Source organism: Cupriavidus alkaliphilus, assembly GCF_900094595.1.
In the GTDB taxonomy this organism is placed as follows: Bacteria; Pseudomonadota; Gammaproteobacteria; order Burkholderiales; family Burkholderiaceae; genus Cupriavidus; species Cupriavidus alkaliphilus.
Window position 1 is genome coordinate 43,542 of the sequence record NZ_FMAD01000018.1, and the last position, 12,715, is coordinate 56,256.

The 12,715-nt window shown below is 67.2% G+C and carries 12 protein-coding genes; 6 read left to right on the forward strand and 6 right to left on the reverse strand.

Features of this window, described 5'->3' with window-relative positions:
• Positions 1-721: 721 nt before the first annotated feature.
• Positions 722-1,885, reverse strand: a complete 1,164-nt coding sequence (gene metK / locus GA0116996_RS26740) for a methionine adenosyltransferase (protein WP_092317780.1) — start codon at positions 1,883-1,885, stop codon at positions 722-724.
• Between the two features lie 278 nt (positions 1,886-2,163).
• On the opposite strand from metK, the gene GA0116996_RS26745 reads away from it, so the two are divergent.
• From GA0116996_RS26745 to GA0116996_RS26760, 4 genes are all read left to right on the forward strand, one after another.
• Entirely contained in the window at positions 2,164-3,078 is a 915-nt protein-coding gene (locus GA0116996_RS26745) for a lysophospholipid acyltransferase family protein (RefSeq protein ID WP_092317783.1), read from the forward strand.
• Positions 3,075-3,968, forward strand: coding sequence for a lipid A biosynthesis lauroyl acyltransferase (locus GA0116996_RS26750; protein ID WP_092317786.1), 894 nt, complete (start codon positions 3,075-3,077; stop codon positions 3,966-3,968). Before GA0116996_RS26745 ends, GA0116996_RS26750 begins: the two co-directional genes overlap by 4 nt.
• A gap of 42 nt (positions 3,969-4,010) precedes the next feature.
• Positions 4,011-4,877: a diaminopimelate epimerase gene (dapF, locus tag GA0116996_RS26755; RefSeq protein WP_092317789.1), complete on the forward strand. Its 867-nt coding sequence runs from the start codon at positions 4,011-4,013 to the stop codon at positions 4,875-4,877.
• A gap of 99 nt (positions 4,878-4,976) precedes the next feature.
• The gene (locus GA0116996_RS26760; RefSeq protein ID WP_092317792.1) at positions 4,977-5,786 is read left to right on the forward strand and encodes a polyphosphate kinase 2 family protein; all 810 of its coding nucleotides are present in this window, start codon (positions 4,977-4,979) and stop codon (positions 5,784-5,786) included.
• Positions 5,787-5,807: 21 nt separating this feature from the next.
• Here the strand turns inward: GA0116996_RS26760 and GA0116996_RS26765 are convergent, their stop codons facing one another.
• Both GA0116996_RS26765 and pyrE read right to left on the reverse strand, forming a co-directional pair.
• Positions 5,808-7,115 carry a patatin-like phospholipase family protein gene (locus GA0116996_RS26765; RefSeq protein WP_092317795.1) on the reverse strand — a complete coding sequence of 436 codons (1,308 nt, stop codon included), beginning with the start codon at positions 7,113-7,115 and terminating at the stop codon, positions 5,808-5,810.
• Between the two features lie 90 nt (positions 7,116-7,205).
• Positions 7,206-7,910: an orotate phosphoribosyltransferase gene (gene pyrE / locus GA0116996_RS26770; RefSeq protein ID WP_092317798.1), complete on the reverse strand. Its 705-nt coding sequence runs from the start codon at positions 7,908-7,910 to the stop codon at positions 7,206-7,208.
• A gap of 27 nt (positions 7,911-7,937) precedes the next feature.
• Between pyrE and GA0116996_RS26775 the strand changes: the two genes are divergently transcribed.
• Positions 7,938-8,714, forward strand: coding sequence for an exodeoxyribonuclease III (locus GA0116996_RS26775; protein ID WP_092317801.1), 777 nt, complete (start codon positions 7,938-7,940; stop codon positions 8,712-8,714).
• Positions 8,715-8,722: 8 nt separating this feature from the next.
• Here GA0116996_RS26775 and GA0116996_RS26780 read toward each other — a convergent pair whose 3' ends face one another.
• Positions 8,723-9,124, reverse strand: coding sequence for a type II TA system antitoxin MqsA family protein (locus GA0116996_RS26780; protein WP_092317804.1), 402 nt, complete (start codon positions 9,122-9,124; stop codon positions 8,723-8,725).
• 13 nt (positions 9,125-9,137) lie between these two features.
• Positions 9,138-9,434, reverse strand: a complete 297-nt coding sequence (locus tag GA0116996_RS26785) for a type II toxin-antitoxin system MqsR family toxin (RefSeq protein ID WP_092317807.1) — start codon at positions 9,432-9,434, stop codon at positions 9,138-9,140.
• A 171-nt stretch (positions 9,435-9,605) separates the two neighbouring features.
• Here GA0116996_RS26785 and argC point away from each other — a divergent pair, with 171 nt between their 5' ends.
• Positions 9,606-10,553, forward strand: a complete 948-nt coding sequence (argC, locus tag GA0116996_RS26790) for an N-acetyl-gamma-glutamyl-phosphate reductase (protein ID WP_092317810.1) — start codon at positions 9,606-9,608, stop codon at positions 10,551-10,553.
• Positions 10,554-10,622: 69 nt separating this feature from the next.
• On the opposite strand, the gene GA0116996_RS26795 is transcribed toward argC, so the two are convergent.
• Complete coding sequence (locus GA0116996_RS26795) at positions 10,623-12,689, reverse strand: S8 family peptidase (protein WP_092317813.1); 2,067 nt, start codon at positions 12,687-12,689, stop codon at positions 10,623-10,625.
• Positions 12,690-12,715: the final 26 nt, after the last annotated feature.

The following is a 12,715-nucleotide window of genomic DNA, read 5'->3' on the forward strand; positions in this document are numbered from 1 at the left end:
TGCGGTCAGGCGGTTGGTGGTTCCACCCTGCTGACGCTACCTGGAGGTGCCTGGCGTTCAAGGTCGGATGGACGAACCCGACTTTAGGTCGGTGGCAGCCTGCTAACGGCGTTATTGGTGGGACGCCTTCGGCTGCGCTGCGCGCGCTCCCAATCTCAGGTCTACGGCACTGGCACGGAGTGCGTCGCTGCGCTCGCACGCGCTGTCGCGGCGCGTACACGGAAGCAACGCGAATCGTGCGCACGTACCGAAAGCGCCAAGCGAGCGCAGCGAAGCGCTCCGTGCCAAGACCCACGCCCCGCGATACTGACGGCGCAGCAGCCGTAGGCGTTCCTACGACAAGGCCCGCAGCAGGCGGCCACCAAGCGCTCTGGGCTCGTTCAAACACCCCTCCAACGCCCCTGCCACCGTCGCGCACCACCGCGGCAGGCAGTCCAGCTATGTGAGGAAGCAAAGCCCCGTACGAAAACCCCCAGGCACACTACGATAAGACATGCCGCCCGCAGGGCAGTAAACGCGCTTTTTGGTTACTTTTTGGCGCTCGGCCAAAAAGTGACCCGCCCAGGAGGGCGGAACCACACGGTTCAAAAGCCAACAGCATGTCACCAACAGCAACGGCGACGGCGCCACAAAAAAACAACCCCACCAACCCTCCCGAGCCAGTGGGGCATACCGAAGCCAAAAGCGCCAAAACCAGCGCCCGAACCCCGGAATTATCCTCTTACAACCCCGCCGCAGCCCGCAACGCAGCCGCCTTGTCCGTCGCTTCCCAAGAGAACTCCGGCTCTTCACGCCCGAAGTGCCCATAAGCAGCCGTCTTCTCATAGATCGGCCGCAGCAGGTCCAGCATCTGCACGATGCCCTTCGGCCGCAGGTCGAAATGCTCCTGCACCAGCTCCGCGATCTTGGCGTCCGGAATCTTGCCGGTGCCTTCGGTATAGACCGTCACATTGATCGGCCGCGCCACGCCGATGGCGTAGCTGACCTGCACCTGGCACTGGCGCGCCAGGCCCGAGGCCACCACGTTCTTGGCCACGTAGCGCGCCGCGTAGGCAGCCGAGCGGTCGACCTTGGACGGGTCCTTGCCCGAGAACGCGCCGCCGCCGTGCGGCGAGGCGCCGCCGTAGGTGTCGACGATGATCTTGCGCCCGGTCAGGCCGCAGTCGCCCTGCGGTCCGCCGATCACGAAGCGCCCGGTCGGGTTCACCAGGTACTTGGTTTCCTTGAGCATCTCCGCCGGCAGCACCGGCTTGATGATCTCCTCGATCACGGCCTCGCGGATCTGCGCCTGGGTGATGTCCGGGGCATGCTGGGTCGACAGCACCACGGTGTCCACGCTGTGCGGCTTGCCGTCGACATAGCGCACCGTGACCTGCGACTTGGCGTCAGGGCGCAGCCAGGGCAGGCGGCCGTCGCGGCGCAGCTGCGACTGGCGCTCGACCAGGCGGTGCGCGTAGTAGATCGGGAACGGCATCAGTTCCGGGGTCTCGTCGCAGGCGTAGCCGAACATCAGGCCCTGGTCGCCGGCACCCTGGTTCAGGTAGTCGTCGGAGGCGCGGTCGACGCCCTGGGCGATGTCGGGCGACTGCTTGTCATAGGCCACCAGTACCGCGCAGCCCTTGTAGTCGATGCCGTAATCGGTGTTGTCGTACCCGATGCGCTTGATGGTGTCGCGCGCGATCTGGATGTAGTCGACGTTGGCGGTCGTGGTGATTTCCCCGGCCAGCACCACCAGACCGGTGTTGCAAAGCGTCTCAGCTGCCACACGCGCATACTTGTCCTGCGCCAGGATGGCGTCGAGGACGGCGTCGGAAATCTGGTCGGCGACCTTGTCGGGATGGCCTTCGGAGACGGATTCCGAAGTAAAAAGGAAGTCGTTTGCCACGAACTTATTCTCCAGGTTGGCTATTGCGTGCCAGCCTGTTCGGTTCATGGCGGCGACGCTTTAGCGGTATTTCAGGCAGCCCGGTTAGAGCCGCATCGCCCCGCAAGTTGTCAGTTAACTCGGCGATACACGCTATTATACGCGCCTGCAGGCGTCGTTGCAGCGCCACAGGCGTGCGGTACGACACCTTGCCGGCATGCCGGACCAACGCCTGCCTGCCCGCCTGATCCCGGCACAGACCCGGCGGCGGACTTGCCTGGACCCTTTTTCCGCGCCTGATGACTTTTTTATTCTGGCTGATCTCCCGTTTTCCGCTGCGGCTGCTGCAGGCCGCGGGCGGCACGCTGGGCCTGCTGATCGCACGTCTGCCAGGCCGCTATGGCCAGCGCCTGCGGGAGAACTTCCGGCTAGCCTTCCCCGACGCCACCGAAGCGATGATCGACGAGGCCGCCCGTTCGGCCGGGCGCATGATCATCGAGATGCCTTATTTCTGGAGCCGCTCCCGGATCGGCGCGAAGCTGTACGGCTTCGATGACTACCTGTGGCCCGAACTCGCCACCCTGCAGGCGCGCGGCAAAGGCCTCATCATCCTGACCCCGCACCTGGGCTGCTTCGAGGTGCTGCCGCAATCCCACGCGCTGCATCGCCCGGTGACGGCGCTGTTCAAGCCGCCGCACCAGCCGTGGCTGCGCGACTGGATCGAGAAGATGCGCACCCGCCCCAACATGCACATGGCGCCGGCCACGCCGCGCGGCGTACGCATGCTGGTGAAGGCGCTCAAGCGCGGCCAGGCGGTGGGCATCCTGCCCGACCAGGTGCCCAGCGGCGGCGAAGGCAACTGGGCGCCGTTCTTCGGCAAGCCCGCCTACACCATGGCGCTGGTGCACCGGCTGCAGCAACTGACCGGCGCGCCGGTGGTGGCGATCTTCGCCGAGCGGCTGCCGCGCGGCGCCGGCTACCGTGGCCACCTGCGCGTGATCGAAGACGGCGGCATGCTGCCGGACGACCCCGCCGCCGCCGCCGCGGTCATCAACCGCACCATCGAAGAACTGGTGGCCCTGTGCCCGACGCAATACCTGTGGGGCTACAACCGCTACAAGCAACCCGCCGGAGCGGGCACCCCTGGCACCCCGGACACGCCGGCTACCGAGGGCACGGATTCCGAGCCGGCGACTGATCGATCGACTTCATGAGCCGTGTGTTCACGTGGCTCGGCATTGGCCTGCTGACCGTGCTGGGCAAACTGCCCTATCCCTTCGTCGCGCGCTTCGGCGAGGCGCTGGGCAGCCTGCTGTACCGGATCCCGAGCGAGCGGCGCAAGGTGGTGCAGGCCAACCTGCGCCTGTGCTTTCCGGACCGGACCGAGGCCGAGATCGACGCGCTCTCGCGCCAGAGCTTCCGCCTGCTGTTCCGCAGCTTTGCCGAGCGCGGCATCTTCTGGACCGGCAGCGAGGCGCAGATGCGCCGCTGGGTGCAGATCGACGACCAGGCCGGGCTGGTCGGACTCGACGGCACGCCGCACATCCTCGTGACAATGCACCTGGCGGGCGTGGAAGCCGGCGCGATCCGGCTCACCATCCACCTGCGCGAGCATGTCGGCCGCTCCGGCGCATCGCTCTATACCAGGCAGAAGAACGCCCTGTTCGACGGCTTCCTCAAGCAGGCGCGCGGGCGCTTCGGCGCCAACATGATCTCGCGCAACGACAGCGCGCGCGACATCCTGCGCTGCCTCAAGAAGGGCGAGGCGCTGCAGCTGATCGCCGACATGGACTTCGGCGAGCGCGATTCCGAGTTCGTGCCGTTCTTCGGCGTGCAGGCGCTGACGCTGACCTCGGTCTCGCGGCTGGCGCGCCTGACCGGCGCCAGGGTGGTGCCGATCTACACCGAGATGCTGCCCGACTACCAGGGCTACGTGCTGCGCGTGCTGCCGGCGTGGGAGGACTACCCGGGCGCCAGCGTGACCGACGACACGCGCCGCATGAACGCCTTCTTCGAGGACTGCATCCGCCCGCGCGTGCCTGAGTACTATTGGGTCCACAAGCGCTTCAAGCACCGCCTGCCAGGCGAGCCCGAGATCTACTGAGCGCGCCGGCACGTCCGGCGCCGCGCCGCTACAATCCCCACCATGAAACTCAAGTTCACCAAGATGCATGGCGCGGGCAACGACTTTGTCGTGCTCGACGGCATCCACCAGCACATCGACCTGACCCCGGCGCAGTGGCGCGCGCTGGCCAGCCGGCATTTCGGCGTGGGCGCGGACCAGATCCTGATCGTCGAGAAGCCGACGCGCCCGGACGTCGATTTCCGCTACCGCATCGTCAATGCCGATGGCAGCGAGGTCGAGCACTGCGGCAATGGCGCGCGCTGCTTCGTGCGCTTTGTCACCGAGCAGGGCATGACCGACAAGCGTTCGGTGCGCGTCGAGGTGATGAACGGCGTGATCACGCTGACGCTGCAGGACGATGGCCAGGTCACGGTCGACATGGGCGCGCCCGAGCTGGAGCCGGCGCGCGTGCCGTTCCTCGCCCAGGGCCTGCCCACGCATGCCGAGGGCGCCGACACGCTGTACGGCCTCGAGGTCAACGGCCGCACCGAATGGATCTCGGCGGTGTCGATGGGCAACCCGCACGCGGTGCAGGTGGTGGACGACGTCGAGAACTTCCCGGTACTGCAGGACGGCCCGGTGATCGAGCACCACCCGGCCTTCCCGAACCGCGTCAACGCCGGCTTCATGCAGGTGGTTGACCGCCACGCCATCCGCCTGCGCGTCTACGAGCGCGGCGCCGGCGAGACCCTGGCCTGCGGCACCGGCGCCTGCGCGGCGGTGGTGGCCGGGATCCGGCGCGGCCTGCTGGATTCGCCGGTGCGGGTCCACACCCATGGCGGCGAGCTGACCATTGCCTGGGGCGGCGGCGCGGAACCGGTGCGCATGACCGGCCCGGCCACCACCGTGTTCGAAGGCAGCATTGACCTGACGGCCCTGCCGGCCTGACCATAGGGGCTGCGCGCCCCCTTTGCCCATCCCGCGTTGCAGCGCAGTCCCGGGGCGCCCGATTCCCTGATCCCGCAGATCATCGCGAATGGAGCGCCCATGCCGCTGGACGATTTCCGCATCACCTCGGGCAAGCAATTCCGCCTTGCCGACTTCGACCCGGGCAGCAAGCCGCTGTCATGCGGCAAGAAAGAAGAAGACCTGGCCCGCATCATCGAGCTGAGCAACGCGCTCGACGCGCAGCAGGACATCTTCTATGCCGAGCACCGCCGCAAGCTGCTGGTGGTGCTGCAAGGCATGGATACCAGCGGCAAGGACGGCACCGTGCGGGGCGTGTTCCGCAGCTTCGATCCGCTGGGCATCCGCGTGGTGGGCTTCAAGGCGCCGTCACCCGAGGAGCTGGCGCGCGATTTCCTGTGGCGCATCCACCTGCAGGTGCCGAAGTCGGGCGAGATCGTGGTGTTCAACCGCAGCCACTACGAAGACGTGCTGGTCTCGCGCGTGCACCACTGGATCGACGCCGCCGAATGCGAACGGCGCTACCGCCAGATCCGCGAATTCGAGTCGATGCTGACCGAGACCGGCACCACCATCATCAAGTGCTTCCTGCATATTTCGCGCGACGAGCAGAAGTCACGGCTCGAGGCACGGCTGGCGGACCCGGAGAAGCACTGGAAGTTCGATACCCAGGACCTTGCCGAGCGCAAGCACTGGAAGGCCTACATGGACGCCTACGAGGCCGCGATCATGGCCACCAGCACGCCCGAGTGCCCCTGGTACGTGGTGCCGGCCGATTCCAAGACGCACCGCAACCTGATGGTGGCCGAGATCATGACCAAAGTCTTCGAGGACCTGAAGCCGGCTTATCCGCCGGCGCGTCCGGAACTGGCCAGCATCAAGGTCGACTGAGCCGGCGCGCGCCGGCCGGGCTCAGCCGCCGTTGCCGCGATGCACGTCGTGCGTGACGAAGGGCTGCTCGCGGCTGGGCATGGCCAGCCATTGCGGATGGCGCAGCGTCTGGCGGATATCCTCCAGCCCGCTGGTCCAGTGCTCATGCATGGTCAGCGGGCCGAACTGGTAGTCCTTGGCCAGGTTCTCGAACGACTTGTCGCGGTAGATCAGCTGGATCACGTTGCGGCGCGCATCGCACGACTGCTCGGCCGCGCGGCGGTACCAGTCGTTGTCGCGCCTGGATTGCGGCACCAGCGCCATCACCTCGTTGAGCATGCGGCGCAGGTTCTGCTGCTCGCGCATATAGTCGGTGATGGCCCGGGTGCGGCTGGAATACTGGATGTCCTTCTGGCGCTCGGCCACATCGATCAGGTCGTGCGGCAGCTTGCCGCGCGCGCTCCACAGGTCGACCTGGAAGATCAGCGCGTCGCGCCGCGGCTGCGCGGTCAGCACCTCGGCCAGCGGCGTATTCGAGACCAGCCCCCCGTCCCAGTAGTATTCGCCATCGATCTCCACCGCCGGAAACCCCGGCGGCAGCGCCCCCGAGGCCATGAAATGCTCGGGGCAGAGCTTGTCGCGGGTATTGTCGAAGTAGGCGAAGTTGCCGGTGCGCACGTTGACCGCGCCCACCGAGACCCGCATCAGGTCAGGGCGATGGTTGATCAGGTCGAAGTCGGCAAAGCGCTCCAGCGTGGCCTTCAGCGGCTTGGTGTCGTAGAAGCTGGCATGGGTCGGGTCCGAGTAGCGCGACATCAGCGCCGGCCAGCTGCGCGGCTGGAAGAAGCCGCGCTGGCCCTCCAGCATGGCGCGCGCCGCGTGCAGGCCGTCGAACCAGATCCGCATCGGCTCGGGCCAGCTGGCCGCTTCGTCGGCAAACCAGGTGTAGGACAGGCTGGGCAGCCACGGCTGCGCGCAGATGTGCTCCCAGAACGCCCGCAGCTGCTCCACCCGGCGCTGCGGCGGATTGCCGGCGATGATGGCCGCGTTCAACGCACCGATCGAAATGCCGGCGACCCAGTTGGGGAAGATGCCGCCGTCGGCGAGGCCCTGGTACACGCCGGCCTGGTAGGCACCCAATGCCCCGCCGCCCTGCAGCACGAGCGCGCGCACGGCGTAGGCCTCGTGCGCGGGCCGGTCGGGGGCCTTGGCGGCCTGGCGCACCGGCTTGCGCGGCCGCACCTGGGCGCCGCGCTCGGCCAGCGATTCGCCGTTGGCGGCGGACTCCGCCGTTGGGGACGGCGTTGCCGCCTGCCGCACTGCCCGTTCCTGCCGCTCCTTTGCCGCCACGCCGCGCTCCCTCCCAGTCAGAAAGTCAGCCGTGTGCCTACCGGCCAAGCCTCGGGCGCTGCCTGCCAGCGCCCGATCTCTACAACGGTTTCAGACGCCGTAGCGCTGACGATAGGCCGCCACCGCCTCGCGCGAGGCGCCCAGGGCCGGGTCCTGCGAGGCATCGAGATAGGCCAGCAGGTCCTTCAGGCTGGCGATGGCGATCACCGGGATGCCGAATTCGCGCTGCACGTCCTGCACCGCCGAATGGGTGCCGACCTGCTCGGCAGTGCCGCTCTTTTCCATGCGGTCCAGCGCGATCAGCACCGCGGCGGGCTCGGCGCCGGCCGCGCGGATCAGGTTCACCGACTCACGTACCGAGGTGCCGGCGGAGATCACGTCGTCGACGATCACCACCTTGCCCTGCAGCTTCGCCCCGACCAGCGTGCCGCCCTCGCCATGGTCCTTGGCTTCCTTGCGGTTGTAGGCGAAGCCGACATCACGTCCCATGCCGGCCAGCGCCACCGCCGTCGCCGACGCCAGGGTGATGCCCTTGTACGCCGGCCCGAACAGCACGTCGAACTGCACGCCCGAGGCCAGCAGGGTTTTCGCATAGAATTGCGCCACCTGGCCCAGCATGCCGCCCTGGTTGAACAGGCCGGCATTGAAGAAGTAAGGCGACTTGCGCCCGGCCTTGGTGACGAACTCGCCGAACGACAGCACGCCCGCGTCGAGCGCAAAGCGAATAAAGGTCTGGCTGAGGTCATTGCCAGCGTTATCTGCACTAAGGGCGGCCGGGTTCTGCTGCGTCATCATTTCTCTCTGAATTCAAAATTTCCCCGAATGTTACGGATTATCAGCGCCAACCTCAACGGCATCCGCTCCGCGTCGAAGAAGGGCTTTTTCGACTGGATGGGCAAGCAGGACGCAGACATGGTCTGCGTGCAGGAACTGAAGGCGCAGGCCGCCGACATGACGGAAGCGTTCCTGGCGCCACATGGCTACCACGGCTTCTTCCATTACGCCGAGAAGAAGGGCTACAGCGGTGTCGGGCTCTACACGCGCCACAAGCCCGAGCGGGTCCTCACCGGTTTCGGCAATGCCGAATTCGATAGCGAGGGCCGCTATGTGGAAGTGCAGTATCCGCACCTGGCGGTGATTTCGGTGTACGTGCCTTCCGGCTCGAGCGGCGAGGAACGCCAGCTGGCCAAGTTCCGCTTCATGGAAGCGTTCCTGCCGCATTTGCTGCAGCTGAAGGCGAGCGGGCGCGAGATCGTGCTGTGCGGCGACGTCAACATCGCGCACAAGGAAATCGACATCAAGAACTGGAAGGGCAACCTGAAGAATTCAGGGTTCCTGCCGGAAGAGCGCGCCTGGATCGGCGAGCTGTTCGACGTGCACGGCTATGTCGACGTGTTCCGCAAGCTGGATCCGCGTCCGGACCAGTACACATGGTGGAGCAACCGCGGCCAGGCCTATGCCAAGAACGTGGGGTGGCGCATCGACTACCACCTCGCCACGCCGAAGATCGCCGACACCGCGCAGCTGTGCTCGATCTACAAGGACGAGAAGTTCAGCGACCACGCGCCGCTGTCGATCGACTATAACTTTCCGCTCTGACAGCGGGCTCAGGCCGCCCGGATTTCCGCGAGGAGCTCCGGGTGATGGTCGAGCAGCTTCAGGAGCTTGATGAGGGCCAGCGGAGGTTTGGTCTTGCCGGTTTCGTAGCGGGAGAAGCCGTTGACACCACCGCCAAATATCTCTCCTGCCTCGCGCTGGTCCAGGCGCAGTTTCTTGCGCACGCTGACGATATAGGCCGGATCGACGAATGCCGCGTTGACCTCTCGGTTGAATGCGTTCATCCGCTTCATTACGCGGTCACTCTCCTCGAAGTCAGTCAGGTATTCTCCACACGCCGAGCAGAATTCGCCGCGGACCTGCTCAATCACGGTGGTTTCACCGCGATAGGTGTGTGGAACATCCCGGACACCAGCCACCAGCTCGGCACCGCCGCAGGTCGGACATCTCATTGTGCAACTCCGTTCATCGTGCCTTGAACGTCACGACCAGCAGGCCTGCGCTCACGGTCAGCTTGAGGTAGACCCAGCCATACCGCGTCAGGGGACGGTACACGTCCTGCCAGACAGTATGGTCTGCATGGGTGGTCATGCTCTTGTAGAAGTCGGACGGCTTTAACGCCTCGATTGCGTCAAGCAACCCGGCCATGTCGAACCCGAGCGCCGCGGCCCCATCGCGCGCAGATCGTGTCAGCGTGACTTGTCTGGCCGCCACTAGCTCGCGGACCCGCCACAGCGGGTAATGCGCCGTCCCCTTCTCCATGTAAACTAACCTAGTAGGTTAAATCCCGCAAGCCGCGAACTGTGCCAAAGCGCGGGACTCCAATCGGTACAAACCCCTGCGACAGGCACCCATCCCCGCTACAATGCGGGTTCGCCCCTGCGCCTGGCAGGAGAGGTTTCGCATTCCCGCATTTCAAAGAGCGAGTCAGCCATGGTTTTCAAAGTGTTCGTCGATGGTCAGGAAGGCACCACCGGTCTCCGGCTGCTTGACTATCTTTCCGGTCGTGCCGACGTGGAACTGCTGCGCATTGCCGAAGACAAGCGCAAGGACCCGGCCGAACGAGCACGCTTCCTGAACGCCGCCGACGTCGCCTTCCTGTGCCTGCCCGACGTGGCCTCGCGCGAGGCGGTGTCGCTGGTGACCAACCCCAACACCTGCGTGATCGACGCCAGCACGGCGTTCCGCACCGCCGACAACTGGGCCTACGGCCTGCCCGAACTGGCGCGCGGCCAGCGCGACAAGATCCGCGCCAGCAAGCGCATCGCGGTGCCGGGTTGCCATGCCAGCGCCTTCGTGCTGGCGGTGCGTCCGCTGGTGGATGCCGGCGTGCTGCCGGCCGACTACCCGCTGTCGGCGTTCTCGCTGACCGGCTACAGCGGCGGCGGCAAATCGATGATTGCCGAGTTCGAAGCCGGCGGTAACCCGAAGCTGGATAGCCCGCGCCCGTACGCACTGGGCCTGGAGCACAAGCACCTGCCGGAAATGCGCGTGCAGGCTGGCCTCACGCAGGCGCCGATCTTCAACCCCATCGTCGGCAATTTCCTGAAGGGCCTGGCGGTGACGGTGCCCGTGTTCGCCGAGCGCCTGGCGCGCAAGGTCAGCCCCGAGCAGATCGTCGAGATCTATCGCCAGCACTACGAAGGCGAGCAGTTCGTGCGCGTGATGCCGTACAACAGCGCCGACAATCTCGACGGCGGTTTCTTCGATGTGCAGGCCAACAACGATACCAACCGCGTCGACCTGTTCGTGTTCGGCAACGCCGAGCGCCTGAACCTGGTGGCGCGCCTGGACAACCTGGGCAAGGGCGCGGCCGGCGCGGCGGTGCAATGCATGAACGTGCATGTGGGCGCCGACGAGGCCAGCGGACTGCGCGCCTGAAGCCTGCCGTTCCCGCACGTCAAAAAAGCCGGCACTGCCGGCTTTTTTGTTGGACCTCGCGGCCGCCGCTTACACGCGCTGCAGCGCGCGCAGCGCGTCGACCAGCCCGGCCCCCTGGAAGGCGCGCTCGCGCCCCAGGTCGGTGGCGGCGGCGCACAGGATGGTCTTGACGGTCTCGGGCTGGCCCATCAGTTCATTGTTGCGCGACAGCAGCAGTGCCGCGACGCCGGACACATGGGGCGCCGCCATGCTGGTGCCGTCCATCGATGCCAGCGTGCCGCCGGGCACGGTCGAGGTGATCTTCTCCCCCGGCGCGACCAGGTCGGGCTTGATGCGGCCATCGCCGGTAGGGCCGTGGCTGGAAAAGTAGGAGATGCCGAAGCGGTAGGGATCGGTGCGGTGGGTCGCGCCCACCGTGATCACGGCGCGCGCATTGCCGGGATCGGTGATGGTCTGGCCACGGAAGCCGGCGCCCATGTGTTCGGCGGCGAAGGCCTCGTCGTAGCCGTAGTTGCCCGCCGCCGCCACCACGATCACGCCGCTGGCCACCAGGCGGTCGCACTCGACGCACACCGGCGTGCTGCCGCAGGCGTAGCTGCGTACGTCGTGGCGCAGCGCCACGCTCAGGTTGATGCCGTGCACCGACTGCCGGTCGCGGCTCTGGTTGAGCCAGCGCACGTACTGCAGCGCGCCCAGGATGCCGAACTCGTCGCCCCTGCCCTGCGCGTCGAAAATGCGCAGGTCGAGCAGTTCGATGCGCGGGCAGATGCCGCTGACCTCGCCGGCCTCCGCCAGCTCGGGCGGCAGCGGCATCGGGTCCGGCCGCACCAGGTAGGCCGACGACGGCCAGCCGGCGCCGATGATGCCGGCCACATGCGTGCCGTGGCTGCCGCCGGGCGCCACATACTGCGCCGGGTCATCGTGGCTGATTTCGAGCAGGGGCTCGATCACCGACCAGTCGATGATGCGGCCATGGGCCAGGTCCTCGGCAATCGCGGCGACACGCTGCCGCAGCTCGGCCTCGCCGGGGCCGCGCTTGCCCTTGGGCATGGGTGGCAGGCGGCCACTGGTGATCGCCGACAGGCGCGTGAAGTCCAGGGTCCTGACCACGCGCGACAGGCGCGGCGCGATCAGCCCGTCGCGCACCGGCAGCGGCCCGTCCAGCTTTAGCGGATCGAAGAAGGCCGGATGGCGCGCATCGATGCCGGAATCGATCACCGCCCAGCGCACGCCCTGCCCGCCGGTATCGAACACGCGGATGGCCGCATCGGCCTTCACGGTCTTGCGCGAGGCGAACACCGCATGCTCGGCCGGCCGGTTGACTGAGATGCGCCATAGCGGGGCGATGGCGGCGGCATCGGCGACATCTCCGGCAGCCATTCCTGCAGCTGGCGTGGCGGCCTCCGCATGATCCTGCCGCAGGCAGTCCCACAGCGTCTCCAGGACCTGGCGGCTGGCCTGCGTGACGCGCCGCGTCAGGCCCCCGGGCGGGAAGCTGTCGTCGCGCAGGCCCAGCAGCGTCAGCGCGACGTACTGCGCGGCGACATTGACCAGCCGTCCCAGCGCCTGCCCGGCCGGCGCGGCGAGGCCGCCGAAGCGGGTACGCGCCGCGGTGTAGCCGATGTCCTTGAAGCGCGCCAGCGCCGCCTCGCTGCCGACATGGGCCAGCACCGACTCGCCCAGCCAGCGCACCAGCGCATCGCCGGTCAGGCTCAGCGCCAGCGCGCTGCGCGCGGCCGGTGTCCACCTGATGGCGGCCATCGGCACGCGCACCTCGCGCTGCCACCAGGCGGTGAGCGGCAGCAGGCGCAGCATGTCGAAGAAATCGATCTGTGCCAGCAGGTGGGATTCATTGGCGGCAAGGAAGCGCGCACCGGCTTCGTCCGCTGCCGGATCGGCCAGCGCGGGCAGGCGCCGCAGCACCGCGGCGCGCAGCGCGGCAATGCCGGCGCCGTGGTGCGGGGTCAGCAGCAGGCCGCGCGGCACCTCGAACGATTCGCCGGACGCATACAGCAGCCAGACTTCGGAGCTGACCGGCAGGTCGCTGGTAAAGCGGTCCGGCTCGGCCTCGCAGCCGGCGAAGATCAGCATATACGCGGCCCGCTGCTCCGACGGGCTCATGCGGTTCAGGCTCATGCGGGTCCCCTGAGGTTGTCGCATTG